Raw genomic sequence first — 25,717 nt, 5'->3', positions numbered from 1 at the left:
CCCATCCCAAAACGCCCGACCGTGTCCTAAGCACGGAATCGCGCCGGCCCGAAACGGCTTCTGACTAGGCGCGGAATGGTTGCAGAAACGCTGAAGCGTCGCGGGGGAGATGGAATGAGGGGACAACTGGACGGCGTCGTCGCGGTCGTGACGGGCGCGAGCGGCGGCCTGGGCGAGCACTTCGCCCGACTGCTGGCGCGGGAAGGGGCGGCGGTGGCCCTGACCGCCCGGCGCGCGGACCGCATCGCGGCGATCGCCGAGGATTTGGCCCGCGGCGGGACGCGCGCGATCGCGGTCCCGCTCGACGTTGCCGACGCCCATGCCATCGGCCCGGCCTTCGACCGCATCCAGGAGGCGCTCGGCCCCATCGGCGTGCTGGTCAACAACGCCGGAGTCGGCGGGGAGGGGCTGGCCCTGGACCTCTCGGTCGAGGCCTTCGACAACACCTTCGCGGTCAATGTCCGCGGGACCTATTTCGCCGCCGTGGAGGCTGCCCGGCGGATGATCGCCGCCGGCGTCTCGGGGCGGATCGTCAACATCGCCTCGATCGCGAGCCACACCGTCCTGCCCGGCCTCTCGGCCTACTGCGGCTCGAAGGCGGCGGCGGCCATGCTGACCAAGAGCCTGGCCCGCGAATGGGCCCGCAAGGGGATCGCGGTCAATGCCCTGTGCCCCGGCTACATCGAGACGGACATCAACGCCGAGTGGTTCAGGACCGAGGGCGGCCAGAAGCAGATCCGCGGCTTCCCCCGCCGGCGCCTTATGGAGCCCACGGACCTGGACGCCGCGCTGCTGATGCTGGCGGGGCCGGCGGCGGGTTCGATCACCGGCAGTGTCATCACCATCGACGACGGCCAGTCGCTGCCCGGCGGAGGCTAGCTCTTGGCTGACCGAGCGTCAGCGACCCTAGTTTCCGCGTAACGAGGAGGAACACATGCGCCAAGGACCGCTCACCGGGCTGAAGATCGTCGAATTCGCCGGCATCGGGCCGGGGCCCTTCTGCGGCATGCTGCTGTCGGACCTGGGGGCCGACGTGGTGCGGATCGACCGCAAGGGCGGCGGTCGGGGCGGCGCACCCTCGGACATCACCTCGCGCGGGCGCCGCTCGGTGGCCCTGGACCTGAAGTCGCCCGAGGCCGTCGAGGCCTGCCTGAAGCTGATCGAGAAGGCCGACGTCCTGTTCGAGGGCTTCCGTCCCGGCGTGATGGAGCGCCTGGGCCTCGGCCCCGAGGTGGCGCTGAAGCGCAATCCGAAGCTCGTCTACGGGCGCATGACCGGCTGGGGCCAGACGGGCCCCTACGCCCAAGCCGCGGGCCACGACATGAACTACATCGCCATCACCGGCGCGCTGCACGCCATCGGCACGAAGGACAAGCCGGTGCCGCCGCTCAACCTCGTGGGCGATTTCGGAGGCGGCGCGCTCTATCTCGCCTTCGGCCTCCTGGCCGGGGTGATCCAGGCGCGCGAGACCGGCAAGGGCCAGGTCGTGGACTGCGCCATGAGCGACGGGGCCGCCTCGTTGATGGCGATGTTCTACGGCTTCAAGGCGGCGGGCATGTGGAGCGACGAGCGGCGGGCCAACATGCTCGACGGCGGCGCCCACTTCTACGACACCTACCAGTGCTCGGACGGCAAGTGGGTCTCGATCGGCTCGATCGAGCCGCAGTTCTACGCCCTGCTGCTGGAGAAGACCGGCATCACCGATCCCGACTTCCAGCGCCAGATGGACCGCTCCGCCTGGCCGCAGCTCCGCGAAAAGCTGGCGGCGGTGATCGCAACCAAGACCCAGGCGGAATGGTGCGACCTGATGGAGGCCACCGACGTCTGCTTCGCCCCGGTGCTTGACCTCAACGACGCGCCCAAGCACGCCCACAACGTCGCCCGACAAACCTTCGTCGAGGTCGCCGGCGTGACCCAGCCAGCGCCCGCGCCGCGCTTCTCGGCCACGCCGGGCGCGATCCAGGGGCCGCCGCCGGCCATCGGCGCACATACGCGTGAGGCGCTTGCCGACTGGGGGTTCTCGGCGGCGGAGATCGACGCCTTGGCAAGCTGAAGCCGCGACAAGTCGAAGCCAGGGAAGCTGAAGGCGATGTTCAGCCTGGGTTCAGCCGCCGCGACGCAACCTGCGCGTCGGTAAGCCGCCGCACTCTCCCGTCCCTCGAAGCGGTGGCGAACCCGGATGGAACGACACGCCCATCGGCGGCGCGTCACCCGAAAGGGTGGCGCGCCGTTATGGCTTTTGAACGGCGCCTTCGCGGACTCCTTGCGAGTCAGGACGCGGTTCACCACCCTGCGCGCGATGAAGACCTCCGCCATTCGCACCCTCGCATGAAGACCCTGGGGCGGCGCCTGCGATCCCTGGACTGGGACCCGAGCCACTGGGGCCGTGTGGCGCTGGGCATCGTGGCCAAGGCCCTGACCCGGCTCTGGGGACGCGATGTCATGCTCTACACGGGCGGGGTCAGCTTCTTCGTCATGCTGGCCATCTTCCCGGCCCTGGCCATCCTGATGGGCGCCTACAGCCTGTTCTCGGACCCGGCCCAGGCCGCCCGCCAGGGCGAGCACCTGGCCCGCATCATGCCCGACGCGGCGCGGCTCATCTTCCAGAGCGAGATGCTGCGGCTGAGCCGAGCACCCGATGAGGCCATTTCGGTGCAGAGCGGCGTGGCCCTGGTGATCGGCGGCTATGCGGCCCACCGAGGATTCAAGGCTCTGCTGGCCGGCCTGTCGTTCATCCACGACGAGGACAAGCCCCGGGGCTTCGTGGGCTTCAACCTGCTGGCGCTCGCCGTGCTGATCGCGACCTTCGCCATGCTGGGAGTGCTGTCGGCCGTCTTCTTCGGCTTCCGGATCCTGGGTGAGACCTTCGAGCTGCGGCCGCTGCGAGGCGCGCCGTGGCTCTACAGCGAATGGACCTGGGCCAGCGCGGGCATGACCGCGGGCATGACGCTGATCTACCGCTGGGCCATGTCGCGCGACCCGGTGGATTGGCGCGCCTCGGCCCTGGGCGGAGTCGCCGCCGCCGCGCTCTGCATCTTCGCCTCCTGGGCGCTGGGCTTCTACGTCGAGCAGATCGCCCACCTTGGCGCGACCTACGGCTCCATCGCCACCGTGGTGATCTTTCTGATCTGGCTGTCGTGGAACGTGAACGCGCTTTTCTTCGGGGGCGCGCTGGCCACCGAGGTGGAGCTGGCGCTCCACACCCGGCCTCATCCCCCTAGGATTTCGCCACCAGGAAGCTGAGGCCGCCGTCCACGTCGCCCTGCTCCAGCACGCGTGCGCCGATCTGGGCGGCGAAATGGGGCACGTCGATCCGGGCGAGGGGATCGTCCGCAAGCAGGCGGACGACGGCGCCGGCCGGCGCGGCTTCCAGCGCCCGCCTGAGCTTCAGCGTCGGCACCGGGCAGCGATGGCCGCGGGCGTCCACCAGGATCTCATCCGAAGACATGGGCCGGGCCATACACCACCCGCGCCGCGGAACCCAGGCCGGACCTAGCCCGTCCGGCGCACGGGCGGGCGCCGCCCGTCCTTCACCACGGTCCAGCCGTCACGCGTGAGGAAGAAGACGCGCGCGGGCCCCTTCCATCCGTTGGCGGCCGCCACCCCGCCGGCCCGCTGCAGGAGCCCCAGGCCGCACAGCTTCATGCAGATCTCCTGACCCGCCGTGTCGAGGTGGGTCAGCGGGCCGTTCAGCGCCGCGTTGAGGAGGTTGAGATCTTCGGCGGTCAGGCCAGGCGGCGTCATACCCCTTGAACGCCGAGACCGCCGGTCTGTTGCGCGCCTCGGGCGCGGATCACCTGGAAAGGTGCAGGGCGGCGATCTGGCCGGCGATGCTCTGGAAGACGACGGCGAGCTCGGAGGCGTTCTGGACGTCGTAATAGTGGTCCGCCGAGCTGGCGCAGTTCTCAAGGACGGTGCTGTCGCCCGAGGTCACCTCGACCCTGATCGTATAGATCTCGATGTCCTTGGCGGGGGCCTTCATGTTCTCGCAGAGCTTTGCGAGGCGGTCATCCAGCGCCGCCGTGCGCTCCGGCTCGGTGGAGTTCTGGTCGATCGGGCGACCATCGGGTTGCAGCACCCGGCCCTGACGGGCGAATCCGACGCCCGTGTAGTCGGACCCGTTCGGCGTATCCACGGAGAGGATGGTGTTCTCGCCATCCGTCATGAGCACGACGATCTTCTTGTGCTTCTCGGTCAGGTACGGGACGCCGTCGCCGAACGGCGCCGTCGGCGACAAGGTGAACCAGCCCCAGGCCAGGCCCATCGGGATGTTGGTGCTGCCGTCGGCGTTGAGCTTGCCGATCTCGGTCCGCAGCAGGCTGAAGTTGGTCGTCAGCCGCATGATCGCGTGGATGTTGCAGCCTCGGTTGGGGCCCTTGCCGCCGTTGATGGAGCTCTTGACGTACTTGGCGACCGCCCCCTGACGCACCCGCCAGGTCCCGCTCGTCATGCCGTCGTAGATGTAGTTGTTGTTGAACTTGTCGAAGAACCATTCGGCCTTCACGTCCGGTTCGTCGGGCGCGAAATAGGGCGTGATCAGCGTCGCCGGCGTCGTCGTGGAGGGCGGGGTGTCCTGGATGTCGTAGGGCGCCTGGCGGTACTCGACGCATCCGCCCCAGGTCTGACCCAGGTTCGACAGGAGCGTGAAACGGTTGGCCCATTGGGTCCCGCTCTCGGTCGTGAAGATCTCGTTGTTGATCGGCGAGGCCCCGTTCTGGTCCAGCCACTCGGCGGTCCGGTAGGCGTCCGGGGTCACCCGCACCGTGTGGGAGAAGGGGACCAGCGAGATCTTGATGGCGTTGGGGATGACGTTCTTCGACGCCGCCGCCTCCATGGCGGTGACGAAGTCCTGGGCGGCTGTCTTCAGGTAGCCGAGCTTGCCGTTCTGGTTCATCGACCCGGTGTTATCGAGCACGAGGGCGATCTCGAGCTGCATGCCGGCGCGCACCACCTCCGTCGAGGTGGCGATCCGCATGTTGGGCGTGCCGATCAGGCCGGCGACATAGGGCTCGACCTGCACCTGGGCCCAGGCCGCCACCTTGCCGTCAGGGGTGAACCGGAAGGTGCTGCCGACCAGCTCGAAATCCGTCCCCAATCCCAGGTTCTGGCGCAGCAGGCGATCGCCCGCCGCCTGCAGGTCCGCGTCGGATGAGCCCGTGGCCCGGGCCGCACCCAGGGCCGCCGCGTCGAGGGCGTCCTGGAGCTGCACCTTGGCGCTCGCCGCGCGCGCGAGGTCGATCGCCGCCAGGGTGCTGAACGACAGCACCGGCATGGCCAGGGCCACCGTGATCGCGACATTGCCGCCGCGATCCGCCAGGCGCCGGAGCGCGCGGCGGATCCAGGACGACCGCTGCGTTGGCATTGGGCTTCACCGTCCGGTTCGAAATCCGAGCTCGTGGTCCCGAGGATGCCGGATCAGCGCTAACCGCCGATTAGTGGGGGTGGTTAAGCAGCGTCCACCATGCGCCGCCAGGGGTTAAGCAGCGTCCACCATGCGCCGCCAGGGGTTAACCCGCGTTTTTCCGCCATCCGCCAGACTGGGCGAAGGATATGGAGGGCGGAACCCGTGCGCGTGCGGCGGTTCGGACAGGACGAGCGGGGAGGGACGGCGATCGAGTACGCCTTGCTGGCGCCGATCCTCATATTCCTGCTGTTCGCGACGATCGAGGTGGGCCTGGTCGGCATGATATCCGCCGGGCTCGACAACGGCGTGACCCAGGCCGCCCGGATGATCCGCACCGGCCAGGACGACGGGCCCGTGGACGGCGCCGGATTCGAGGGGCTCGTCTGCGCCAGTCTTGGGGGCGACACGGCCGACTGCAGGAACCGGCTGCAGGTCAGCGTCCGGCGCTACGCCTCCTTTTCCCAGGCCCTGGCGGCGGCGCAGACGCCGCCCGACGGCGCGTTCGAAAAGGGTCAGGCCGGCGACATCATCATGGTGCGCGCCGCCTACCGCTGGCCGATGATCACCCCGATGCTGGGCATGCTCAGCGAACCCAGGCCTGGCCCGTTCGAGGTGACGCTGGACGCCCGTGCGGCCTTCAAGAACGAGCCCTACGAATGAGGCGCGCCATGCTTCGCTTCCTGCGCGACGCGCGCGGCGCCGCGGCGCTGGAGTTCGGCCTCATCCTGCCGTTCCTGTTCGTCATGCACCTGACGATCGTCGAGCTCGTGCAGGCGTGGCAGGTCCGGACCCGCATCACCCACATCGCCTCCTCCCTGGCGGACGTAACCTCCCAGGAGCGGTCCGTGAGCGACAGCGATCTCGCCGACATCCTGCTGGCGGGCGACGCCATGATCCGACCCTATCCGGCCACCCCCCTGGGCGAACGCGTGACCAGTCTGGTGAGCGACCCATACGGGGTCGTGCGCGTCGACTGGACGGTGAGCCGGAACTTCCCGTCCTCGCCGCCGGCCTCGGCGCCGGCGGGCTTCCTTCAGCCGAATGAGAGCATTCTGGTCGCCGACGTGGTCTACGACTACCAGCCGGCGCTGCACTTCTTCCTGAAGGACAACTTCCGCCTGAAGCACACCTCCTATGTGCGCCCCAGGATGTCGGCGAAGGTGGAGAAGCGCTGAGGCCGGCTCCTAGTCGACAGCGGGGGCCACTCGGGTCCAGATCTGCGATTTGCAGGCGATGTTGGCGATCAGGCAGCCCCGTGCGCGCAGCCGTCCCGCATCCAGCACCTCGGCCGATCCCGAGAAGGTGGCGTTGAGATCGGGCACGAACACCTTCCCCCGCCAGCGGCCGTCGGGCTGCTCGACGAGATTGCGGAAAAGCTCCAGGCCCACGAGGTTCTGGGTGCCGCCCTCGCGCGCGTCCGCCTGCGCCTTGGCGCTGGCCCAGACGACGAAGCCGCAGGCGCCCTTGCCGCAGGGGCGCACGTCCACGTGCACGCTGTCCTTCGGGTTGCGCCAGACCCCGAAGATCGAGGCGCCGGCCGGCTGGGCGAGGGCGGGGCCGGCCAGGAGGCTGGCGACGGTCGAGAGGACGAGAAGCAATCTCAGCATGCGCACCATCTGGGGGCGCCGACGCGGTTTGTCCATCTGCGGGCCGGTCGGCGGCTTGGGGCCGAGGGTCGCAGGAGGGGCGGAAGCGGCTTGCGCGCCATGCTCAACTCGCGCCCCAGGCCGCGGAGCGTCCCCGGAAGCATCCCTGCCAAGCCATGGCGAACGTATGGTATGGCGCGCGGCGCATCCCAGACGGACATCCACCTTGATCCACGCAGCCCTGAGCTTCACTCCCGACACGCTCCGCCCAGGCGGTCGAGCACTCGGCCGGCGGGTCGCCAACATGGCCTTTCTCCGCGCCGCCGTGGCCGGTCATGCCGGCCGACCGGTCGTCGGCTATGGCTATGAGGATCACCACGGTCCTGAGTTCCTGGCCGCGATCCGTTCGATCGACGCCGAGGCCCAGGCCAGGTGGCTGCTGACCAGTCAGGTGGAAGAGCTCGCGGCCCAGAAGGTCGTGCACCGGCTTGATCCGGCGTTCCAGGCGGAGATATGGGCTCGCGCCTGGGCCGGGGTCGGCAGGTATTCGATCACCGCCGTCGCCCACACCGTCTTCAATCACCTGCAGGACCTGGCTCGCCTCGTCCGCGAGCCCGTCATGCCCTGGGATGCCCTGATCTGCACCTCCCAGGCCCTGCGCGCTTCGGTGACGGCGGTCATCGAGGCGGAGCTGGAGTATGCCCGATGGCGGTACGGAGCGAAGGTCGCTCCGAGGCTTCCGCAGCTCCCGGTGATTCCCTTAGGCGTCCATACGAGCGATTTCGCGGCCGTCGGCGGTCAACGCGAGCCAGCGAGGGCCGCCTTGGGTATTGGCCCCGACGAAGTGGTTGCGCTGTTCGTCGGGCGGCTTTCGCTGATGTCGAAGGCTCACCCCGGCCAGATGTATCGCGGGCTCCAGGCGGCGGCCCGGACGAGCGGGCGGTCCGTCACCTTGGTCGAGTGCGGCTGGCCCAAGACGGGCAACGACGAAGAGGCCTTCCGGACCGGGCCGGCGCTCCTGGCGCCGGACGTGCGACACCTGCTGGTGGATGGGAACGATCCCCTGGCGAGGTCGCGCGCCTGGGACGCCGCGGACCTGTTCGTCTCCCTTTCGGACAACATCCAGGAGACCTTCGGCCTCACGCCGCTGGAGGCCATGGCCGCCGGGCTGCCCGTCATCGCCAGCGATTGGGACGGCTACCGGGACACTGTCCGCGACGGCGTGGATGGCTTCCTGATTCCAACCCGAAGCCCCGCGCCGGGCTTCGGCAAGCACCTGGCCTTCGCGCACCAGTCCCGCACGATCACCGACGACATGCTGAGCTGGGGCGCCGCGGCGGCCACATCGGTGGACCCGGACCGCCTGGCCGCAGCCCTTTCCGAGCTGATCGCAAGCCCCGACCTGAGGCGGCGAATGGGCGCGTCGGGCCAGGAGCGGGCCCGGACCGTCTTCGACTGGGCCCACGTGTATGCCCGGTATCAGGAGCTATGGGGCGAACTCGACGCCCGCCGCCGAACGGAAGGCCATGACGCGATCGCTCCCCGATCGGGCGGGCAGGTCGAACCGTTCACGGCGTTCGCTTCCTATCCGACGCACGGGATTTCGGGCGAGACCGTGGTGTCGCTCCGGCCCGGCGCCGCCTTCGCGGCCTATCAGCAGCTGGCGGGCCACGCCCTCTTCCCGGCCGGGGCGGCCGCTGTGGCCACGGCCGCGCCGCTGTGGACTCTCATCGAGCGGGAGCCGATGACCCTGAACGCCGCGGCCGACGCGATCGGGCAGCCCCTCGGCAGGATCGTCATGGCCGCCGGGGTGCTCGCGAAGATGGGGTTCGTGACGCTTGATATCCCATAACGCGCAATTGCCAGGCGCTCACCCCGACAGTAACGAGGCGGGATGCTCGACCTGACCATCGCCTACGGCCTCGACTTCCTCGTTCCGGCGCGGGACCAGACGATCGGAACCTTGCTCCGGTTTCATGGCGAGTTCGCCAAGCCAGAGATCGATTTCCTTCTGGCCTGCGCGACCGGAACAGGCGGCACGTTCATCGATGTCGGCGCGAACTTCGGCCCGATCGCCCTGCCGTTCGCGAAGGCGCGGCCCAACTGGAGCGTTCTTGCGATCGAGGCGCATCGCGGGATGGCGGGGCTGCTCGCGACCAACGCCTTCAACAACCGGCTGTACAACGTCGAGTCCTTCCACGCCGCCGCCGGAGCCGACGAGGGCTTGGCGCGGTTTCCGGCGGTGCCGCTCAGCGCCGCCATGCGCTTCGGCCTCCTCAGCTTCGATCTGGACGCGCCGAAGGAGACGGTTCGAATGCTGCGGGTCGATGACATCGCCCCGCCGGACACCAGGCTCGTGAAGGTCGATGTCGAGGGCTTCGAACCTCAGGTCGTCGGCGGGGCGGCCCGGCTGATCGACAGCCGTTCGGCGATCTGGCTGATCGAGGCCGTCGGCTCGCGGCCCGAAGCCCGGGCGGCGGTCAACAAGCGCTTTCGTGACGCCGGCTACGATCTCTACTGGTTCTATGCGCCCTTCGCGACGCCCAATTCGCCAAAGGCCAAGCCCGGGAACGTCGCCCCCGGCGACGTCAACGTCGTGGCCATGCCTTCCGGCGCCGCCCCTCCGTGGCCTCTTCAGGCCTTGCGGGAGGTCGATGAGCGGGCTCCAACGGGGATCGAGGGCTACGAGTATCTGAGAGCCTACGGCTACGTCGACCCGGCGAAGACCTAGCGTCGGACCGGAACGCCAAGGCCGGGCGATGGCGGATGGGGTGGGATTCGAACCCACGGTAGGCTTCCACCTACGGCGGTTTTCAAGTCCGCTGTCTCGTCCGAGAGGCGTGAAGTGGGGCTATGGGTCTGAAGGGGCGCTTGAAATCGTAGCGGTCTCGATTGGTGGTGTCCGGTTCCTACTGGTTCCGCGCGGATTGTCCCAACTTGTCCCGTGAACTGGAAGCGTTCTCTTGGCCGCTCAGCACGCCGAGCAGATTTTGGATGATGTTCTTGGGCGGCGGGTTGAAGTTGACCGGAAACCGGATCGTATCCGGAATCGGAGTGCCATTAACGAGTGTGGGCGTGAAGTCCGACACGAGGGCAATCTTCGTTGCCGCTTCACCAAACCCGAGGCCGGGTGGGTCTTCCGAGATCACGGTACAGTTGCTCGTCCGCCCTGTTTCGAGCACCACACACGTCATTACGACCTTGCCGCCAACGCCCCGCTCAAGTCCGGCCTTCGGATAGAAGGCCCAAGCCTGTTCGGCTGTGGGCTTCTGCTTCCAGTTCGCTCGTATAACCTGTGGCTGTTCGACCGCAGGGGGCGTCGTAGCAATCGCTGTTGGCCTGCTGGTCGGCCCGCTTCGCGGGGTGCAAAGCCTCAGGGCTTGCTCGGCCAGATCGAACTGGCCCGCCGCAACTGCAACGGCTTTCGCCTTTTCACAGTCCCCTGCGAGGATTGCTTGCGAGATGGAAGCTTTGAGATCGCTCGAAACTAGGACCGCTGGTTCAGCCGCGACGGCGAACCCGCCAATCAGGCTCGATAGAGCAACAGTCGCGCTGAAAACCGGCCGCAAGAACATCACGCCTCTCCCGTTCCGGCTGTGATAGCCGAATAACTCGCGCATGGCCATTGATCCACCGAACGTCGATTTTCGGGATCGGCAGTTACGTGGATTTAGGGGTTCGGGCCAGCCGTTTGGTACCTTCGGGGCCTGACCCTCTGGACCACCCGATGCCCAACCTGCCCACGATCCTCACCGACAAGGAACTTGCCGCCACCCTGCCCAACCTGTTCAGCGTCTCAATGCTGAAAAAGGCCCGTATGCCCGGTTCGACCGTCCAAGGCCCCCCTTGGCTGAAGTTCAACGGCTGCGTCCGCTACGATCTCGACGCTGTCTTGGCGTGGATCAAGACCCTTGAGCAGGCCGCGAACTCCGCCGGTACCACGGCGAAAGGCCGCTCGATTGCCGACGAGATCAGCCGTCGCGGGCGTGTTCGCTAACTAGCGTTATGCGTTGGATCGAGATCATCGGAGAAGCAGGCGGCGTGCAGTCGGAGACGTACGCTGGCGCGCGAGAACAGATCGCCGGGGCCGCTCACAAGCGGGCTGAGGCCAGTCGTAAGTACCAGAACGCCGTGCAACGGGCGGGCGAGGCCGAAAAGCGCAGCCGACAGGCGAGCTACGACGCCAACCGGCGAAAGCAGGCCGCGTCTGCCTCCTACCAACAGACCATGCAGAAAGTGAATGGCCAGGTCGCGGCGGCAAGCCGCGCCCTGGCCCAACCGGGCTCATGACGTGGTCAGATTCCCGGCTGACGTGGCCGGACATTGTCGCGCTCCAAGACGAGGCACAGACGCGCTTCGAAAGCACCCTCCCGGCCACGTCAGACGTGCTCGCCAACCTTCGCCGATGTGGGACCTATCCGGACGGTCGCTTCTGGGTGTGCCGTCAGGTCTCCTGCCGCCATTGCGGGCGCCGTTACGCGAAGGAGCAATTCCGGCGCAACGCGGTTCACTTCGCCCCTTATTCCAAGGAGCAGATGGCCTTCGCGACCGTCGTGCTCGACGCCGTGGAGGAGCCGTCCCAAATCGCTGGTGTCGTGGATAAGGCCCGAACCGCGATCTCGTACATCTTCCGCCGGGAACGCTCCCAGAGCACTCGGTGGGATGGCGTTCGGTTGACGGGGTGGCTGGAAACCGACGCTTTGGCCGGGTCCCAGTTGTCGATGATCGGTATTGAGCGCGGCGCCCTGACCGCCGCGCTCGCCCCGCAAATGAGCGGCCAGCATCCGGTCTTCTTCCCGACAATCCATGCGGTCGTGGGCTTACATCGGCTCGAATATCAGGAGTTCAGGGCCGCCTTTGCTTCGCGGTGGAGCCTGCCCGGCCAAGTGGACGTGCGGCCCTTCTACAAGGGCTTCAGCAAGGCCAAGAGCCTGTTCTGCACGACCCGTTACGCCATCAAGCGGAGCCGGTGGAACCTGCTGGGCAACCAGTACCAAGTCTGGCCTGCGGAATGGGTGGCCGCGTACGAGAACTGGCATCTCGGCTGGTCGAAGAGCTTCCAACGGACGAGGTTCACTTGCCGACCGTCAGCGGGTTGGCATTCGAACCGGATTAGCGAGGTCATGTATCGGGAATCATCTATTCTTGATTCCGGAATCACCACGTCTGATGCCACATGCAAACACGATCCCACAGACGAGTACGGTGCGATGCCGTGTGTGTTCTGATGGATGGAATTACAAGAGTTCCTATGGTGTATAACTGGTCTCTGATCACGTCTTGGGTGTCGATGCGTTGCGACTTCACCTCTGAAGCCGATACGCTTGACTATTGGCGCGCGCGGAAGTGGTGCGAGAAGCACCTTCGTGGCGCGCACGTCTGCCGCACCTTCGCGGCGGACGGGCGAGCCGACTTCGGCTTCCGGACGGGGCTAGACCAGCTTCGCTTCTGCATTCAGGCGAGCCGGTACCACTGGCTGGGCCGGATCATGCCGACGCCTTGTGGGCCGCCTCGCGATCTCGGACCATCCGGGCCGCATCCTCGGGCTTCAAGTTGATGTACCGGCTGAGAACGGCCACCGTCTTGTGGCCGCTGGTCCGCTGCAACGTCAGGACGTTGTCGTGATAGGCGGCCAACGCGGTCAGGGCGACGTGGCGAAGGTCGTGAAACGTCCGACGCTCCAAGCCAAGATGCTCTTCGGCCCATATGGCGGCGTCCCGATACGCTTGCTGAACCTGCCACTCGGTGAACCCGCCATCGGCGGAGAGGCGATCCGGGTCGCCAAAGACCCAGCCGTTCAACCGGCGCGGCAGGTCGCGCCTGATGTCTTCGATCACCTGTTCAGCTTCACGGGTGAGGGGCACGTCTCGCGGTTCCCCGTTCTTCGTTTCGGGGAGGTGCAACCACGTCCTGTGGATATGGCCCCAGTTAAGGCGGCGGATTTCGCCTTGCCGCATTCCCGTGGTGAGAGCGAGGCGAACTACGTAGGGCAGCCAATTCGGCCCGCGAGCGCACGCCTTCAGCAGTTTGGCCTTCTCGTCCGCGTCGAGGGTGGCAAACCGGGCCGGTCGCTGCTTCGGACGTTCTACTTCACGGCAAGGGTTCTCGATCCGGAAGCCCCAGTCAGCCGCCTTCTTGAACACGGCAGAGAGCAGGTTGATCTCGTTGCAAACCGTGCTGGGCGCCTTGCCATCGGCCATCCGGCTTTCGATCCACTCGGCGATGTCCGACCGTTCGATCCCGCCGATGGGGTAATTCGCCAAGTCGGTTCGCATCCACGCCTTGATGCGGTTCTCCTCCTGCCGCCGCCCCTTCTTCTTGGGAGTGACGCGAACGAGGTATTCGTCGAGCACGGTAGAGAGAAGCGTCCGTCGCTCCTTCGACTTGTCCACGAACTCGTGGGCGACGATCTTGCCGACCTGGACGCTCCGCCAGCGGCGGGCGTCCGCCATCGTCTCAAACGTCCGGCTCACCGAAACGCCGTTCCGGCGGATTTTCACTTGGTACTGCTTCGGCCCGCGCTTGTAGATGCCGGGGTCGGGGGTCTTGGTGGTGGTCATCAGTCTCTCTGTTTCCGGAGCCGATTGTCCCAAATCGTCCCCGCCGAAGGCGATATTCATCTTCGTTCAGAGGCCCGCCAGAAGCGGACGCAGACCCAACCCCTTATTCCACAAGGGAAAACTGGCGGACGGGGAGGGATTCGAACCCTCGGTAGGCTCTCACCTACGGCGGTTTTCAAGACCGCTGCCTTAAACCACTCGGCCACCCATCCGGAGCTGGCGCCTATAGCAGGGGCGGGCAGGCGGCTCCACCGCAACCCTCCGTTAACCCTGTCGCAAGCCTTGGCCGGCAAGCTCGCCGGTCGAACGCGGGGAAGGCGGCATGGCGGCGAAGCACACCCTGAACTTGGCGGTGATCCTCCTGGCGGGCGTTTCGCTGGCCGCCTGCGTGACGCCGCGCTACGCCGCCCGTCCCGGCGCCACGGCCCAGGCTCCTTCCAAGCCGGGCGGCTACAAGGTCGGCAAGCCCTATCAGGTGGGGGGCGTCTGGTACGTCCCCAGGGAGCAGCCGAACTACGACGAGATCGGCGTCGGCTCCTGGTACGGCGACGCCTTCCACATGAAGACCACGGCCAATGGCGAGCTGTTCGACATGAACCTGCCGTCCGCCGCCCACACCACCTTGCCGCTGCCCTCCATTGTCGAGGTGACCAACCTGGAGAACGGCCGGAAGATCCAGGTGCGGGTGAACGACCGCGGGCCGTTCGTGGGCGACCGGATCATCGACCTCTCCCGCGAGGCGGCGCGCCAGCTCGGCTACGAGCGGCAGGGCGTGGCCCGCGTGCGCGTGCGCTATGTGGGGCCTGCGCCGCTTCTGGGCCGCGACGCCGGCGTGCGGTTCGCCTCGGCCAGTCCGGTGGAGCCGCCGCCGAAGATCGTGCAGCCCGCGCCGGACGCGACCTTCGAGATCGCCGCGGCGCTTCCCCCGCCGCCCCAGACGGTGACCGCCCAGGCGCTCGCGCCGGCGGCCCAGGCGCCCATCGTCACCGTCGCCAGCGGCCTGCGGATTCAGGCGGCCGCCTTCGCCAACGAGGCCAACGCCAAACGCGCCGTAGGCCTGCTGTCGCCCGCCGGTCAGGCCGTGATCGAACCGCTGGAACGGGACGGGCTTATCCTCTACCGCGTCATGCTGACGGCCCCGGCCGACGAGGCCGAGGCGTTCGCCCTGCGGGATCGCGTGGCCGAGATCGGCTTCGCGGACGCCCGCGTCGTTCGCGCCTTCTAGACTTCTGCGGCGAACGGGCCATTTTGGCCCCGTGTCGCGCGGGCGGTTCATCACTTTCGAAGGCGGCGAGGGCGCCGGGAAATCCACCCAGGTGAAGCGCCTGGCCGTGCGCCTGCGCGCCCGCGGCCATGAGGTGGTGACGACGCGCGAGCCCGGCGGCTCGCCCGGCGCCGAGAGCATCCGCAACCTCGTGCTGAACGGCGACGCCGACCGCTGGAGCCCGGTCACCGAGACGCTGCTGATGTACGCCGCCCGCCGGGATCACATCGAGCGGGTGATCCGCCCGGCGTTGGCGCGGGGGGCCTGGGTGATCTCCGACCGCTTCGCCGACTCCACGCGCGCCTACCAGGGCGCGGCCGGCGGGACCGACCCCGACCTGATCGCGGCGCTGGAGGTCCATGTGCTCCAGGATGTCCGCCCAGACCTGACCCTCGTCTTCGACCTGCCGCCCGAGGTGGGGCTGGAGCGGGCCCACGCCCGGGCCGAAGGCGCCGAGATGCGGTTCGAATCCAAGGGCATGGCCTTCCATCAGCGCCTGCGCGACGGCTTCCGCGCCATCGCCGCGGCCGAGCCTGGGCGTTGCGCGGTGATCGACGCGTCGGCGGACATGGACGCCGTGGAGGCCGCCGTCTGGCAGGCGGTGGCCGAACGGCTCGCGGTCCATGGCTGAGTTCGCCGTTCCCCATCCCCGCGACGTCTACGGCCTGGAGGGCCAGGAGGCCGCCGAAGCGGCCTTCGAGGACGCCAGGGCGCGTGGCCGCCTGCATCACGCCTGGCTGCTGTCCGGACCGGAAGGGGTCGGCAAGGCCACCTTCGCCTATCGCGCCGCGCGCCGCCTGCTGGGCGCGCCGCCGGCGCCCGCCTATGGGACCCTGGGCGCGAGCCCCGACCACCCGGTGAGCCGGCAGGTCGCCGCCCGCAGCCATCCGGACCTCATGGTGCTGGAGCGCGAGGGGCCCGACGGCAAGCCGCGCAAGGTGATCCCGGTGGAGGACGCCCGGCGCCTGGGCGAGTTCTTCTCCAAGTCGCCGGCCAGCGCGCCGCACCGGGTGGCGATCATCGACGCGGCCGACGACCTGAACGTCAACGCCGCCAACGCCATCCTGAAGACCCTGGAGGAGCCGCCGCCCCGGGGCATCCTGCTGATGATCTCCCATTCGCCGGGGCGACTGCTGGCCACCATCCGCTCGCGCTGCCGCCGCCTGGCGTTCCGGCCCCTGGAATTGGAGGAGGCGGCCGAGTTCGTGCGGACCCGCGCGGATGTGAACGTCGAGGAATCGCTGCGCCTGGCCAGCATGGCGGGCGGCGCGCCGGGCCGCGCCCTGGCCCTCGCCGCAGCCCAGGCCATCGCCGTGGACGACGCCGCCCGCGATCTGCTGGCCGAGTTGCCCAAGGTCGACGAGGCCCGCGCGCTGCTGCTGGCCGAGAAGTTCCGGGGCGGCGAGGGGCCGCAGGCCTTCGCCCTGCTGTTCGACCGGCTGGCCGACCGCCTCCACGACATGGCGACCGAGCGGGCGAACCAGGGGATGGGATCGCTTGATCGCTGGGCCCAGGCGTGGGAGACGCTCCAGCGCCTCCCGCGCGAGGTCGAGGCGCTGAACCTCGACCGCACCGACGCGCTGTTCGCCGCGCTTACGGAACTGAAGCAGGCCGCCCAGGCCTAACGACCCCATGCTGATCGACAGCCACGTCAACCTGCACGCACCTCAATTCGACGACGACCGTGAGGCGGTCATCAGCCGGGCGCTGGCGGCGGGCGTGCGCCTGATGGTCAACATCTGCGACCGGGTGTCCAACTACGACAAGGTCCGGGCCGTGGCCATGCATCCGGACATCTGGTGCACAGTGGGCACGCACCCGCACGAGGCCAAGGAGAACCCGGACCTTTCGGCCCGGACGCTCGTCGACATCGCTCAGGACCCGCGGGTCGTGGGGATCGGCGAGTGCGGCCTCGACTTCCACTACGACCTCAGTCCCAGGGACATCCAGGCGAAGGTCTTCCGGGTCCACTGCGAGGCCGCCCGCGAGACGGGGCTGCCGCTGGTGGTCCACACCCGCGAGGCCGACGAGGTCATGGGCCGAATTCTGGAGGAGGAGTACGCCCGCGGCGCCTTCCGGATCCTGATGCACTGCTACACATCGGGCGCGGAGCTCGCGCGGCGGGCGGCCGACCTTGGGGCCTGGTTCTCGGTCTCGGGGATCGCCACCTTCAAGGCCGCGGACGATGTCCGGGCGCTCATCCGCGACATGCCGGCCGAGCGGATCATCCTGGAGACCGACTGCCCCTATCTGGCGCCGGTCCCTTATCGGGGCCGCCGCAACGAACCGGCCTTCCTGCCGCCCATCCTGGCCAAGCTGGCCGAAATCCGCGGCTGGACGCTGGAAGAGGCCGAGGCCCGCACCGAGGACGCCTTCTTCGCGCTGTTCGATCGGATTCCCCGGCCGTGAGCGGCCTCATCGAGATCGTGATCCTGGGCTGCGGCTCGTCCGGCGGCGTGCCGCGGGCCGACGGCGAGTGGGGCGTCTGCGACCCCGCCAATCCGAAGAACCACCGCACCCGCTGCTCGATCCTGGTGCGCCGCAAGGCCGACGATCCGGCGCGGGAGACCACGGCGCTGGTGGACGCCTCGCCCGAACTGCGCCTCCAGACCGCGCGGGCGGGCGCGAAGCGGCTGGACGCCGTCCTGCTCACCCACGACCACGCCGACCAGGTGCACGGCCTGGACGACGTGCGGGCCTTCTTCCTGCGCCAGCAGGCGCGGATCCCGTGCTGGATGGACCAAGCCACGCACCACACCATGATGCGCCGCTTCGGCTACATCTTCGAGGGCGAGGGCGGCTATCCGGCCATCTGCACGCCCGAGGCCCTGCCGCCGCACGGCAAGGCCTGGACCGTGGAGGGGCCGTCGGGTCCTATCCCCGTGCGCACCTTCGACCAGGATCACGGCGGCGTCCGGTCGGTGGGCTACCGCTTCGGCGGGGTGGCCTATTCCAGCGACGTGGTGGGCCTGGACGAGGCCGCGTTCGAGGCCCTGGCCGACCTCGACGTCTGGATCGTGGACGCCCTGCGTCGCCGTCCGCACCCCACCCACGCCCATCTCGACCTTGCCCTCGAATGGATCGAACGGGTGAAGCCGCGCCGGGCGATCCTCACCAACATGCATATCGACATGGACTTCGACACCCTGATCCGGGAACTGCCGACCGGCGTCGAGCCAGCGTACGACGGCCTCGTCGTCCAACATGAGCTCCGGGCGTGAAAGACGTGAAATCCTCCACCCTTAAGCTGGGATTCCTCGCGTCCGGGAACGGCTCCAGCGCCCTGGCCGTGGTGGAGGCCATCCGCGCGGGGACCCTGGACGCCGAGCCGCGCCTGATGGTCAGCAACATGAAGGCCGCCCCGGCGCTGGCCTGGGCGGAGGAAGCCGGGATCGCGGCCATCTGCGTGCCCACCAAGACCGATCCCGAGGCCGCCGACCGCCGGCTGGCCGACGAGATGGCCGCCCATGGCGTGGAGCTGATCGTCATGTCGGGCTACCTGCGCCGCCTGGGCCCCGCCGTCCTGAGCCGTTACGCCGGGCGCATCATCAACATCCACCCAGGGCCCCTGCCGGAATTCGGCGGGCAGGGGATGTACGGCCGCCGCGTGCACGAGGCCGTGCTGGCGGCCGGCCTCCCCGAGAGCAGCATCGTCATCCACCTGGTGGACGAGGAGTACGACCACGGGCCCGAACTCGCCCGGCGGAGCGTGCCCATCGCGCCCGGCGACACGCCCGAGATGCTGGAGGCGCGGGTGAAGGCCGCCGAGCCTGCGTTCTTCGTCGAGACGCTGCGCCGGATCGCGGCCGGCGACCTGGCGTTGCCCGACGCTGCTTGAGCGGCGGGAGTTCATGGCGGAGCTGGCCGCTACGGGCGCCATGCCCGGCTGTCTGAGCTACGTGGTCGCCCGGGATCCGATCCGGTCGGACGCCCTGTGAATCACCGAGGTCTGGGACAGCGCGGATAGCCACATGGCCTCGCTATCCCTTCCGGCCGCTCAGGCGGCCATCACGAAGGCCCGGCCGATCATCGCCGGCTTCGGCGAGCGATTCGAGACCGAGCCTCTCGGCGGCGTGGGCCTGGGGCAGGGGCCTAGCGCCCGCGCAGGAATTCCAGGGCCAGACGGCGCACGTCGCCCGGCGGGCGGCCCATCAGCTCGGCGAGCGACTGGCCGAACAGGCCGACGCCCATGGCCAGCGTTACGCTCACCAGCACAAGGTTCTCGGCTGCGGCCGGATCGATCCCGCCCGGCGTCATGCGCCTCTCGATCACGTCTCGCACGGCTTCGCGCACCATGGTCAGGCGGCGGGACTCGCCGGTGAGCTCCAGCCACGCCGCCAGTCGGGCCGCGCCGCGGGATTCGAAGGCGTCGAAAAGGGCGCGCAGGCCCGCGTCGGCCTCGTCCTCGGCGTGGGCCTTGGCCTCGAGGATCTGGGCCACCAACTGGCGGATCATCCGCTCCATGAGCGAGGCCTGCACCTCGTCGATCGATCCGAAGTGATGCAGCACCGTGGCGTGGGCCACGCCGGCCGCCGCCGCCACGTCCGCCAGTTTCAACGCCTGCGGGCCCTTCTCGATCAGCAGGCGCTCAGCGGCCGCCAGGATGTTTTCGCGCGCGGCCTCGGGCGAGCGTCGGGGCCGGGATCGAGGGCGCGGATCGCTTATTGACATTTTTGTCGACAATGGCAGACTTCGATCGAAGAGAGGGACGCAATGTCCCTTGGTAAGCGACCTGCGGAGCCCCGCCAATGACGCTGAAGACCACGCCCGCCGACGTCACGGTTCGGCCGCGCGACATCCACTTCGACCTGGATGAGGCGCGCCAGGGCCATTGGCTGAGCGGCGACCCCGTCGGCACGGCGGTGTTCAACGCGCTGTCGCTGACGTTTCCCGACGGGGAGCGGATGTTCATGGACGCGGTCAAGCACTACCGGCCGCAGCTCAAGGGCAAGCTTCTGGAGGACGTCCGGGGCTTCGTGGCCCAGGAAGCGATCCATTCGCGCGAACACCACGTCCTGAACCAGCTCATCGACCGCAGCCGCTATCCGGCGGCGACCGAGATCGAGGCGGCGGTCCGGGAGCGTGTGGCCGAGAGCCGCGAGCGCGGGCCCATGGCCATGCTGCTGTCGACCATCGCGCTGGAGCACTTCACGGCCATGATGGCCGAGATGCACGCCGTCCACCGCAACCTGTTCGAGGACACCGCGCCGGGCATCGAGCGCCTGTGGCGCTGGCACGCCGTGGAGGAAACCGAGCACAAGGCCGTGGCCTACGACGTCTTCATGGAGGTCACCAAGGACTGGCCGGCGTTCCGGCGGTACCGCGCCCGGGTGCTGATCATGATCCTTGTGACCAGGAACTTCACCCAGAATATCACGCGCTACGCCGCCAGCCTGCTGGAGTCCGACGGCTATTCGCCGGACGCGGCGCTGAAGGCGGTGAAGGATTACGTCTGGCGCAAGCCGGGCCTGTTCCGCCGCGGCTGGAAGACCTACTTCGCCTGGTACCGGCCGGGCTTCCATCCGTGGGACCAGGACAGCCGCGCCGAGGTGAGGGACTGGATGGCCGAGTTCGACGCCGCGGCCAAGCCCTTGGCGGCCTGAGCGGCCTCGGGTCCCGCCTGAAGGCGCATCCCTTATTTCCGATAATATTCCTTAGGCGATAATTGTGAGTGGCGCGGCGGGTGTCGCTGACTCAATAAGCTGCGACTCCCGGCCTGCTCGGAGGTTCTCGCCTCTTTTGCGGCGCAGATGGCGGCTTCCTGACTCCAAATCTGCGACGAGCAAGTCCACGGGCTGCCAGCTCATCTCGCTTTACCCCCTCTTCCCAGCGTTCCAGTCAGGACGTCGATAACGGGTCGGACGTCGAAGTCGGGTTGGATCTGCTGCGTCGAGGAGTGAAGATCCTGCGCTATCACACCGGGAACTGCCCCGTCGTGCGGGCTGACGCCACGCCGCACCTGTGACGTGGCCTATTGCTGGGCACGCACGGGCGTCGCATCCTACCGCGGTTCTTTGGGGGGTGTGGCGCGTGCGTATTCGATTGGCTTTGGCCGCAATCGCGGCTGTGGGACTGCTGCCGTTGGCGGCGCTGGCGGATTCCTGGGACACGTGGCGCTACGCGGTCAAAATGGGCCAGGAAGCCGAGGTCGTGCGGATGCTCGACGCCGGCCAAGATATCGACATGCAGAACGAGGAGGGCTGGACAGCGCTCCACGTGGCCGCAGAGGACGGCAATGAGCGCATGGTCCGCTATCTGCTCGCCCGCGGCGCGCGGACCGACCTGAAGACCACGCGCGGGCGTACGGCCTATGATGTGGCGGAAGGCTATTCGGCCATCCGAGCGGCGATCCGGGCCAAGATGGCGCCCCCGGCGGACCCCTTCGCGCCCTACCTCGGCGGCGCTGCGGCTGCGCCCGCGAAGCGGCCCCCGGCGGCGCCCGTGAAAGCGGGCCACGGGGCCTGCGCGGCCGCGAATGCGAACCCGGCCAACGACGGCCGCACGCCGGCGACGCGGCCGCGCCTGCAAGCTCGGGACGCCGTGTGGTACAACCAGCCTGAGGAGCTCGCCGCACTCCTCGACGACTGCGTCGGCGTCAACTCCAAGGACACGGACGGGGGCACGCTCCTGCACGTGGCCGCCGAGCGCAACCGGATCGATATCGCGAAGCTGCTGATCGCCAGGGGCGCCAGCCGGACCGCTACGGACAACAGCGGCAAGCGGCCCGCCGACTATGCGGCGTCACCCGAGATGCAGGCGCTCTTGGGGGCGCGATCGCCAGGCGGCCCGTCCACGCCTGTCCCGGCGAGCGGCGCCAATGAAGCTTACTGCAAGCAGATGTGGCACGAGGCGACTGCGCTTTGCGGTTTGGGCGCGGCGCGCTGCACGAACACGGCGAGCATCCGGTACAGCGCCTGCCTGAAGAAGGGCACCTGGTACTAAAGAAGGCCTTCGATCCTGACGGTCCGCTGTCAGGCTGGATGGCCAGTCCGAGTTTCGACCCGAGGCCGAAGTTCGCTTGGTTGAGAGCCAGGCGACCTACTTCGGCTCACGTTCGTCCCGACGCTGCTTAGCCCGCTGATCTGGTGAGAGCGGCTTCTCGGTTGCCAGGTTGCGCCAAATCTCCGCGATCTTCAGGAAGTCAGCCCGCTCTGCCTCATTGCGTGCGTACTTCGCCAGCCGCTCTGCCTCTTCAGCACGCTCGAGATATTGGTTCTGCAATGCACTTCCCCTGCTCGGGGTGAGCGGCGCGCGTGGCTGGTCAGCACGCACATGTATATCACCGTTCATTCGCCCCCAGGTCGCCTCCCGTCCCTACCCCACAACGCGGACTTCGACCAAAGTGACGTACCGGGGCCCCCCGGGCCCAGACCCCGCAGGGTCGGCGTTCGCCCGGAGGTCGTCAGGCCGCCCGTGCAATGTGCGCTTCGCCCATGTGGATCAGGACCGCGGTGTAGACGATGTCGCTGATCACCATGTCGCGTTCGTCTGCCAGTTCGCGGACGCGGCCGACGACAGGCTGCGCCAGCGCAAGCGTCACGGACGGCGAAGACGTCGGACCCGTCAGCAGGTACTTGCGAAAGCCGTCAGCCTCCTCGTCGAGGAAGCGCTCCAGGACGGCGGCGTAGTGGTCAGCCACGGTCTTGCCGGCGAGTTTGGCCTCGCCCTTCATCCGCTTATGCGCCCAGCGGGGCAGACGCATCGAGAGGTTCGTCCGGTGGACGTACTGCGGGGCCCCGTCGCTCTGGCCGACCTCGTGTTCCATCGATCCCATCGACCTCCAACTCGCAAATCAGAGAATCGCCCATGGCGGACTCCCCGTCCAGTCGGTTGTCAACGCGAAGATTCTTCAGGCGAAGCCGGAGAACGCCGCGACAGTGGCGGCGGCCCGCCATCGGGCCTCGCCGTGAGGCGACCAATGCTCCGCTCGAGCGCCCATGAGGTGGAACGACGTCACGGGCAACGCCAGCGCAACCAGGACGAGCGGATCCAGTGAGGCGTATTTGAGAGCCCGTTGGCGCGCCTTCGGGACGCTGAGCCTGGCGCACTCTTCCACCCATTGGGTAAGCGCCGGGTCCGGTGTGGGCGGACAACCGGGCGCGCCCAGGATCCTCATGGCCGCGCGAACGTGGGAGAGCCGAGCCGCGGTGGAAATCTCGTAGGCTGCTGCGGTTCGCAGTTCGGGTGAGCCGCCGCGCGTGGAGACCTGCCCCCACCGCATTTCCAGGCCCGACATCAAGGGCCCGCGTCCCATGCAGATGTTCATCTGGGTACAAAGGGCGTCGACCACGTCGAGCACTTCAAGGGTCCAGACGCGGAGGAGGTCCTGCGCCGCGGGCGAGCGTGACTCGATCAGCGCTGCGGCCGCTTCGCCGAGACGCAGCTCCTCCGGCTGCATGCGGGCGATATTCAGGTCCAGGGGTTCGGAAGCGCGGGTCCAGCCCTCATTCGTCGGGTCGCCGACCAGGTCCACGCCGGCTTGGCCGTGCGGGACCAGGGGCTCGCGATGCGTCGGACAGCAGGTGGCCAGAGGGTGCGTCCAGTTCACCCGTACATGGGGCGGCCGCTCCATCGCCACGTCTTCCTGCAGGCAGGACCGACAGACGGCCCAGGCCAGCGGGACCGGCAGCCCCGCCGGCGCGGCCGCCTTGAGGAACGCAGGGTGCACCATCGCCTCGAGCTCGGCGATACTGCGGCCCGTGCGGGCTGTGATACCGGCGAGCGCGGCGCGATCCGGGTTGCGATCGGGCTCGTGGAGTTCGACCCCGATCTCCCAGCCGACCTCGTGCAGGGAGAGCAGCTGCCGATGGGCAATCCGCACCAGCCAGGACGACAGCGCCTCGCCAGGCACGGGCTCGACACGCGGAAGGGCCAGGGTCGGAGTAATGGGAGCCTCAAAGCCCATGTTCCACCTGCTCGCGCTGCGCCACGATCTGTTCGAGCAGGCCGACCGTGATGCATTCGGTTCCTGTCCGGATGGCCTCCTTCGCGGCCTTCTCCAGCAGCGCGAACATCGCGCCCATGTTGCCGGCGAGCACATGGAGGGTGTTCATCAGGGCCTTGTCCACCTTGGTTGGCTTGCGGAGCGGCAGGTGCGCCACGCGCTCCCGGACGAGCTCGACGACCCACCGCTCCTTCTTTGCCCACCGAGGCAAGCCGACGATCTCGAAGCGCTGCGCGAGATGTTCGTCGGCCTTGATCAGCGCCCTCGCCTCGCCGCTGCCAAAGCCCGCGACGGCGATCGACAGCTCGTTCGACAGGTACTTCAGGGTGTTCAGCACGATCTGCTGGGCAGACGCCCGCTGATCAAGAATGTGCTGCATCTCGTCGATGATCAGCAGACGCACGGTCCGCGCCTCCATGTGACGGACAACCATGGCCCGCAGGCGCGGCACGGTGACGTCCGGCATCGGCGCCTGCATCCCGCGCAGGATCTCCAGGTAGAGCCGCTTCTCGTCGACCGTCGGAGGCGCCTGGATGGCCACAACCGAGCCCGGCTCGATCTCCTGCCGCGCCTCCTCCTCCAGATAGAGATCGAGGAAACGGCGGATGATCCGGGTCTTGCCGCTGTTCGGCGGCGCATAGACCAGAAGCGACGGCATACGGACCCGCTTCGGCATCCGCACCAGCTCCAGTAGCCGCTCCACAACCGCCTCGCCGGGCGGATAGGGCAGCCAGGCGTCCGATTCGATCGCCCGCAGGCGTTCTGCATCATCGGCGGTGGCGAGGTGGCGCATGCTGGGGTCGAGGTGGTCGAAAGCCCCGCAAGTGTCTGTCTGGGACATCAGAACGCTCCTCCCCAACTGTCGTTGATCTCGGCGCGCGGCTGTGTGGCCTTGCGCGCGTCGGCGAGCCGCTCCTGCATGCGCCGGGCGCGCTGGGAGGTCTTGGCGCTGGCGGCGAGCTCGGCTTCGATCTCCGCCATGGCGCGCCGGGCCAGAAGGCCCTGCGCGGGCCCGCGTTCACCACGCGTCGCGCGCGCCATCGCGCGGTAGAGCGCCAAGGTGGGCGCGCGCCCAGGTTCGTGTGCGAACCGGTAAGGGGCGATCACGTAGCGGCCATGCTCCAGCCGCACCCAGACCTTGGACAGGTCGCGGGGGTCGAACTTGACCTCTACCTTCCCCTTGCGCTCGGCGTAGGCGAGCTTCAGCTCCTCACAGGCATAGTCCTGGCCGAACAAGCGAATGCCGTGGCGGGTGACCTGTCGAACCGAGGACGGCAGCATGTCCAGCCGGAAGGCTTCCGGGTCATCGGGCATGCGCGGCGTCTTGCCGGCCGTCGCCGCCTCCCAGGCCTGCAGCGGCGTCTTGCCGAGCGCCGAGTGGACCGTGTTGTGGTAGACGCCGAGGATCTGCTTGGCGAACCAGTCGTCGAGCTCGGCCAAGGTGAGCCTCGCCGAACCTACGCTGTCGTAGTCGCCGCGGGCGCTCGGGCTTGAGTGCGTGGCACCGGGCAGCATGCGGCAGGCGCCCATCATGGTCCCGATCATCCGCTCGATGTGGCCGCCCCAATGCGGGCTGCCGGCAGGCCTCAGGAAAGTCTCGACGCCCTGGTTCTTCAGGCCCCGCACGAAGACGTCGGCGCGGAACTCCGCCGCCCGGTCGCTGTGGACCAGCCGCGGAAGGCCGCGTGCCGGCCAGGGGTAGCCGTATCCGCGGGCGCTGAGCCAGGGACCCTTGTCGGCCACAGCGAAGGAGATGGCGATCGCCGCGCGCAGCAACGAAGGCGGCTCGAGCGAGACGTAGTAGCCAACGATCATGCGGGTGGCGACGTCGAAGACCAGTGGCCTGCCCCCGAGGGGTGATCCGGGTTCAATGTTAGTGGATGGCGTTTACTGACGCCACGGTTGGGGTGGGCGAGCGCGCGCCCTCCACAGCTGGCGCGCTCGCCCATGGCACGACGG

General features: G+C 68.4%; 30 protein-coding genes and 1 tRNA gene. 18 read left to right on the top strand and 13 right to left on the bottom strand.

Annotated features, from left to right (window positions below):
- The first annotated feature begins 114 nt into the window (after positions 1-114).
- The 3 genes from ACK4TT_RS13530 to ACK4TT_RS13520 all read left to right on the top strand — a co-directional run bounded on the left by ACK4TT_RS13530 (position 115) and on the right by ACK4TT_RS13520 (position 3,243).
- The gene (locus tag ACK4TT_RS13530; protein ID WP_409639899.1) at positions 115-879 is read left to right on the top strand and encodes an SDR family NAD(P)-dependent oxidoreductase; all 765 of its coding nucleotides are present in this window, start codon (positions 115-117) and stop codon (positions 877-879) included.
- 55 nt (positions 880-934) lie between these two features.
- Entirely contained in the window at positions 935-2,053 is a 1,119-nt protein-coding gene (locus ACK4TT_RS13525) for a CaiB/BaiF CoA transferase family protein (protein WP_410213204.1), read from the top strand.
- Between the two features lie 275 nt (positions 2,054-2,328).
- On the top strand, positions 2,329-3,243 hold the full coding sequence (locus ACK4TT_RS13520; RefSeq protein WP_409639893.1) for a YihY/virulence factor BrkB family protein: 915 nt from the start codon (positions 2,329-2,331) through the stop codon (positions 3,241-3,243).
- Here ACK4TT_RS13520 and ACK4TT_RS13515 read toward each other — a convergent pair.
- Genes ACK4TT_RS13515 through ACK4TT_RS13505 form a run of 3 tightly spaced genes read right to left on the bottom strand, consistent with a single transcriptional unit; the run spans position 3,218 to position 5,362 of the window.
- Entirely contained in the window at positions 3,218-3,448 is a 231-nt protein-coding gene (locus ACK4TT_RS13515; protein WP_409639890.1) for a sulfurtransferase TusA family protein, read from the bottom strand. The two genes, ACK4TT_RS13520 and ACK4TT_RS13515, sit on opposite strands and share 26 nt — an antisense overlap.
- Before the next feature lie 44 nt (positions 3,449-3,492).
- Complete coding sequence (locus tag ACK4TT_RS13510; protein WP_409639887.1) at positions 3,493-3,744, bottom strand: hypothetical protein; 252 nt, start codon at positions 3,742-3,744, stop codon at positions 3,493-3,495.
- A 49-nt stretch (positions 3,745-3,793) separates the two neighbouring features.
- Entirely contained in the window at positions 3,794-5,362 is a 1,569-nt protein-coding gene (locus ACK4TT_RS13505; protein ID WP_409639884.1) for a pilus assembly protein TadG-related protein, read from the bottom strand.
- 210 nt (positions 5,363-5,572) lie between these two features.
- Here ACK4TT_RS13505 and ACK4TT_RS13500 point away from each other — a divergent pair, with 210 nt between their 5' ends.
- A complete protein-coding gene (locus tag ACK4TT_RS13500) occupies positions 5,573-6,064 on the top strand; it encodes a TadE/TadG family type IV pilus assembly protein (RefSeq protein WP_410213203.1) in 492 nt (163 codons plus the stop codon).
- Positions 6,065-6,072: 8 nt separating this feature from the next.
- The gene (locus ACK4TT_RS13495) at positions 6,073-6,579 is read left to right on the top strand and encodes a TadE/TadG family type IV pilus assembly protein (RefSeq protein ID WP_409639878.1); all 507 of its coding nucleotides are present in this window, start codon (positions 6,073-6,075) and stop codon (positions 6,577-6,579) included.
- Positions 6,580-6,588: 9 nt separating this feature from the next.
- Here ACK4TT_RS13495 and ACK4TT_RS13490 read toward each other — a convergent pair whose 3' ends face one another.
- The gene (locus ACK4TT_RS13490; protein ID WP_409639875.1) at positions 6,589-7,011 is read right to left on the bottom strand and encodes a DUF2147 domain-containing protein; all 423 of its coding nucleotides are present in this window, start codon (positions 7,009-7,011) and stop codon (positions 6,589-6,591) included.
- Between the two features lie 205 nt (positions 7,012-7,216).
- On the opposite strand from ACK4TT_RS13490, the gene ACK4TT_RS13485 reads away from it, so the two are divergent.
- Positions 7,217-8,842: a glycosyltransferase family 4 protein gene (locus tag ACK4TT_RS13485; RefSeq protein ID WP_409639872.1), complete on the top strand. Its 1,626-nt coding sequence runs from the start codon at positions 7,217-7,219 to the stop codon at positions 8,840-8,842.
- A 42-nt stretch (positions 8,843-8,884) separates the two neighbouring features.
- A complete protein-coding gene (locus tag ACK4TT_RS13480; RefSeq protein ID WP_409639869.1) occupies positions 8,885-9,721 on the top strand; it encodes an FkbM family methyltransferase in 837 nt (278 codons plus the stop codon).
- Positions 9,722-9,899: 178 nt separating this feature from the next.
- Here ACK4TT_RS13480 and ACK4TT_RS13475 read toward each other — a convergent pair whose 3' ends face one another.
- Positions 9,900-10,610: an energy transducer TonB gene (locus ACK4TT_RS13475; protein ID WP_410213202.1), complete on the bottom strand. Its 711-nt coding sequence runs from the start codon at positions 10,608-10,610 to the stop codon at positions 9,900-9,902.
- A gap of 107 nt (positions 10,611-10,717) precedes the next feature.
- Between ACK4TT_RS13475 and ACK4TT_RS13470 the strand changes: the two genes are divergently transcribed.
- From ACK4TT_RS13470 to ACK4TT_RS13460, 3 genes are all read left to right on the top strand, one after another.
- The gene (locus ACK4TT_RS13470; RefSeq protein WP_410213201.1) at positions 10,718-10,987 is read left to right on the top strand and encodes a hypothetical protein; all 270 of its coding nucleotides are present in this window, start codon (positions 10,718-10,720) and stop codon (positions 10,985-10,987) included.
- Between the two features lie 8 nt (positions 10,988-10,995).
- Positions 10,996-11,280: a hypothetical protein gene (locus ACK4TT_RS13465; protein WP_410213200.1), complete on the top strand. Its 285-nt coding sequence runs from the start codon at positions 10,996-10,998 to the stop codon at positions 11,278-11,280.
- 245 nt (positions 11,281-11,525) lie between these two features.
- Positions 11,526-12,218, top strand: a complete 693-nt coding sequence (locus tag ACK4TT_RS13460) for a hypothetical protein (RefSeq protein WP_410213199.1) — start codon at positions 11,526-11,528, stop codon at positions 12,216-12,218.
- Positions 12,219-12,476: 258 nt separating this feature from the next.
- On the opposite strand, the gene ACK4TT_RS13455 is transcribed toward ACK4TT_RS13460, so the two are convergent.
- Entirely contained in the window at positions 12,477-13,550 is a 1,074-nt protein-coding gene (locus ACK4TT_RS13455) for a tyrosine-type recombinase/integrase (RefSeq protein WP_410213198.1), read from the bottom strand.
- Positions 13,551-13,672: 122 nt separating this feature from the next.
- Positions 13,673-13,762: transfer RNA gene (locus ACK4TT_RS13450), tRNA-Ser, on the bottom strand.
- A gap of 110 nt (positions 13,763-13,872) precedes the next feature.
- On the opposite strand from ACK4TT_RS13450, the gene ACK4TT_RS13445 reads away from it, so the two are divergent.
- From ACK4TT_RS13445 to ACK4TT_RS13420, 6 genes are read left to right on the top strand one after another with little or no spacing between them, the layout of a single operon-like run.
- Positions 13,873-14,775 carry a septal ring lytic transglycosylase RlpA family protein gene (locus tag ACK4TT_RS13445; RefSeq protein WP_409639866.1) on the top strand — a complete coding sequence of 301 codons (903 nt, stop codon included), beginning with the start codon at positions 13,873-13,875 and terminating at the stop codon, positions 14,773-14,775.
- Between the two features lie 31 nt (positions 14,776-14,806).
- The gene (tmk, locus tag ACK4TT_RS13440) at positions 14,807-15,445 is read left to right on the top strand and encodes a dTMP kinase (protein ID WP_409639863.1); all 639 of its coding nucleotides are present in this window, start codon (positions 14,807-14,809) and stop codon (positions 15,443-15,445) included.
- Positions 15,438-16,439, top strand: coding sequence for a DNA polymerase III subunit delta' (locus ACK4TT_RS13435; protein WP_409639860.1), 1,002 nt, complete (start codon positions 15,438-15,440; stop codon positions 16,437-16,439). Before tmk ends, ACK4TT_RS13435 begins: the two co-directional genes overlap by 8 nt.
- Positions 16,440-16,446: 7 nt before the next feature.
- A complete protein-coding gene (locus ACK4TT_RS13430; RefSeq protein WP_409639857.1) occupies positions 16,447-17,223 on the top strand; it encodes a TatD family hydrolase in 777 nt (258 codons plus the stop codon).
- On the top strand, positions 17,220-18,035 hold the full coding sequence (locus tag ACK4TT_RS13425) for an MBL fold metallo-hydrolase (RefSeq protein ID WP_409639854.1): 816 nt from the start codon (positions 17,220-17,222) through the stop codon (positions 18,033-18,035). The genes ACK4TT_RS13430 and ACK4TT_RS13425 overlap by 4 nt, the downstream gene beginning before the upstream one ends.
- On the top strand, positions 18,032-18,652 hold the full coding sequence (locus ACK4TT_RS13420; protein WP_409639850.1) for a phosphoribosylglycinamide formyltransferase: 621 nt from the start codon (positions 18,032-18,034) through the stop codon (positions 18,650-18,652). The genes ACK4TT_RS13425 and ACK4TT_RS13420 overlap by 4 nt, the downstream gene beginning before the upstream one ends.
- A gap of 254 nt (positions 18,653-18,906) precedes the next feature.
- On the opposite strand, the gene ACK4TT_RS13415 is transcribed toward ACK4TT_RS13420, so the two are convergent.
- Complete coding sequence (locus ACK4TT_RS13415; RefSeq protein WP_409639847.1) at positions 18,907-19,485, bottom strand: TetR family transcriptional regulator; 579 nt, start codon at positions 19,483-19,485, stop codon at positions 18,907-18,909.
- Positions 19,486-19,562: 77 nt separating this feature from the next.
- On the opposite strand from ACK4TT_RS13415, the gene ACK4TT_RS13410 reads away from it, so the two are divergent.
- Both ACK4TT_RS13410 and ACK4TT_RS13405 read left to right on the top strand, forming a co-directional pair.
- Entirely contained in the window at positions 19,563-20,417 is an 855-nt protein-coding gene (locus ACK4TT_RS13410; RefSeq protein ID WP_409639844.1) for a metal-dependent hydrolase, read from the top strand.
- Positions 20,418-20,844: 427 nt separating this feature from the next.
- Positions 20,845-21,756 (top strand): ankyrin repeat domain-containing protein, encoded by a 912-nt coding sequence (locus ACK4TT_RS13405; RefSeq protein WP_409639841.1) that lies wholly within the window; start codon positions 20,845-20,847, stop codon positions 21,754-21,756.
- Positions 21,757-21,852: 96 nt separating this feature from the next.
- Here the strand turns inward: ACK4TT_RS13405 and ACK4TT_RS13400 are convergent, their stop codons facing one another.
- From ACK4TT_RS13400 to ACK4TT_RS13380, 5 genes are all read right to left on the bottom strand, one after another.
- The gene (locus ACK4TT_RS13400; protein WP_409639838.1) at positions 21,853-22,035 is read right to left on the bottom strand and encodes a hypothetical protein; all 183 of its coding nucleotides are present in this window, start codon (positions 22,033-22,035) and stop codon (positions 21,853-21,855) included.
- 181 nt (positions 22,036-22,216) lie between these two features.
- Positions 22,217-22,588 (bottom strand): hypothetical protein, encoded by a 372-nt coding sequence (locus tag ACK4TT_RS13395; protein ID WP_410213197.1) that lies wholly within the window; start codon positions 22,586-22,588, stop codon positions 22,217-22,219.
- Positions 22,589-22,663: 75 nt separating this feature from the next.
- Positions 22,664-23,719, bottom strand: a complete 1,056-nt coding sequence (locus ACK4TT_RS13390; protein ID WP_410213196.1) for a TniQ family protein — start codon at positions 23,717-23,719, stop codon at positions 22,664-22,666.
- Positions 23,709-24,599, bottom strand: a complete 891-nt coding sequence (locus ACK4TT_RS13385; protein ID WP_410213195.1) for a TniB family NTP-binding protein — start codon at positions 24,597-24,599, stop codon at positions 23,709-23,711. The genes ACK4TT_RS13390 and ACK4TT_RS13385 overlap by 11 nt, the downstream gene beginning before the upstream one ends.
- Positions 24,599-25,573 carry a Mu transposase C-terminal domain-containing protein gene (locus tag ACK4TT_RS13380; protein ID WP_410213194.1) on the bottom strand — a complete coding sequence of 325 codons (975 nt, stop codon included), beginning with the start codon at positions 25,571-25,573 and terminating at the stop codon, positions 24,599-24,601. The genes ACK4TT_RS13385 and ACK4TT_RS13380 overlap by 1 nt, the downstream gene beginning before the upstream one ends.
- Between the last annotated feature and the right edge of the window lie 144 nt (positions 25,574-25,717).

The sequence above is a fragment of the Phenylobacterium sp. genome, assembly GCF_046463815.1.
Classification (GTDB): Bacteria; Pseudomonadota; Alphaproteobacteria; order Caulobacterales; family Caulobacteraceae; genus Phenylobacterium.
This window is presented reverse-complemented; position numbering and strand designations above follow the sequence as displayed.

Excerpts from the sequence above, each read along its gene's own strand:
- ACK4TT_RS13530 (WP_409639899.1), top strand. The coding sequence starts at position 115 with ATGAGGGGACAACTGGACGGCGTCGTCGCGGTCGTGACGGGCGCGAGC.
- ACK4TT_RS13525 (WP_410213204.1), top strand. The coding sequence starts at position 935 with ATGCGCCAAGGACCGCTCACCGGGCTGAAGATCGTCGAATTCGCCGGC.
- ACK4TT_RS13520 (WP_409639893.1), top strand. The coding sequence starts at position 2,329 with ATGAAGACCCTGGGGCGGCGCCTGCGATCCCTGGACTGGGACCCGAGC.
- ACK4TT_RS13515 (WP_409639890.1), bottom strand. The coding sequence starts at position 3,448 with ATGTCTTCGGATGAGATCCTGGTGGACGCCCGCGGCCATCGCTGCCCG.
- ACK4TT_RS13510 (WP_409639887.1), bottom strand. The coding sequence starts at position 3,744 with ATGACGCCGCCTGGCCTGACCGCCGAAGATCTCAACCTCCTCAACGCG.
- ACK4TT_RS13505 (WP_409639884.1), bottom strand. The coding sequence starts at position 5,362 with ATGCCAACGCAGCGGTCGTCCTGGATCCGCCGCGCGCTCCGGCGCCTG.
- ACK4TT_RS13495 (WP_409639878.1), top strand. The coding sequence starts at position 6,073 with ATGCTTCGCTTCCTGCGCGACGCGCGCGGCGCCGCGGCGCTGGAGTTC.
- ACK4TT_RS13490 (WP_409639875.1), bottom strand. The coding sequence starts at position 7,011 with ATGCTGAGATTGCTTCTCGTCCTCTCGACCGTCGCCAGCCTCCTGGCC.
- ACK4TT_RS13480 (WP_409639869.1), top strand. The coding sequence starts at position 8,885 with ATGCTCGACCTGACCATCGCCTACGGCCTCGACTTCCTCGTTCCGGCG.
- ACK4TT_RS13475 (WP_410213202.1), bottom strand. The coding sequence starts at position 10,610 with ATGCGCGAGTTATTCGGCTATCACAGCCGGAACGGGAGAGGCGTGATG.
- ACK4TT_RS13470 (WP_410213201.1), top strand. The coding sequence starts at position 10,718 with ATGCCCAACCTGCCCACGATCCTCACCGACAAGGAACTTGCCGCCACC.
- ACK4TT_RS13465 (WP_410213200.1), top strand. The coding sequence starts at position 10,996 with ATGCGTTGGATCGAGATCATCGGAGAAGCAGGCGGCGTGCAGTCGGAG.
- ACK4TT_RS13460 (WP_410213199.1), top strand. The coding sequence starts at position 11,526 with ATGGCCTTCGCGACCGTCGTGCTCGACGCCGTGGAGGAGCCGTCCCAA.
- ACK4TT_RS13455 (WP_410213198.1), bottom strand. The coding sequence starts at position 13,550 with ATGACCACCACCAAGACCCCCGACCCCGGCATCTACAAGCGCGGGCCG.
- ACK4TT_RS13445 (WP_409639866.1), top strand. The coding sequence starts at position 13,873 with ATGGCGGCGAAGCACACCCTGAACTTGGCGGTGATCCTCCTGGCGGGC.
- ACK4TT_RS13435 (WP_409639860.1), top strand. The coding sequence starts at position 15,438 with ATGGCTGAGTTCGCCGTTCCCCATCCCCGCGACGTCTACGGCCTGGAG.
- ACK4TT_RS13430 (WP_409639857.1), top strand. The coding sequence starts at position 16,447 with ATGCTGATCGACAGCCACGTCAACCTGCACGCACCTCAATTCGACGAC.
- ACK4TT_RS13415 (WP_409639847.1), bottom strand. The coding sequence starts at position 19,485 with ATGTCAATAAGCGATCCGCGCCCTCGATCCCGGCCCCGACGCTCGCCC.
- ACK4TT_RS13410 (WP_409639844.1), top strand. The coding sequence starts at position 19,563 with ATGACGCTGAAGACCACGCCCGCCGACGTCACGGTTCGGCCGCGCGAC.
- ACK4TT_RS13395 (WP_410213197.1), bottom strand. The coding sequence starts at position 22,588 with ATGGGATCGATGGAACACGAGGTCGGCCAGAGCGACGGGGCCCCGCAG.
- ACK4TT_RS13390 (WP_410213196.1), bottom strand. The coding sequence starts at position 23,719 with ATGGGCTTTGAGGCTCCCATTACTCCGACCCTGGCCCTTCCGCGTGTC.
- ACK4TT_RS13385 (WP_410213195.1), bottom strand. The coding sequence starts at position 24,599 with ATGTCCCAGACAGACACTTGCGGGGCTTTCGACCACCTCGACCCCAGC.
- ACK4TT_RS13380 (WP_410213194.1), bottom strand. The coding sequence starts at position 25,573 with ATGATCGTTGGCTACTACGTCTCGCTCGAGCCGCCTTCGTTGCTGCGC.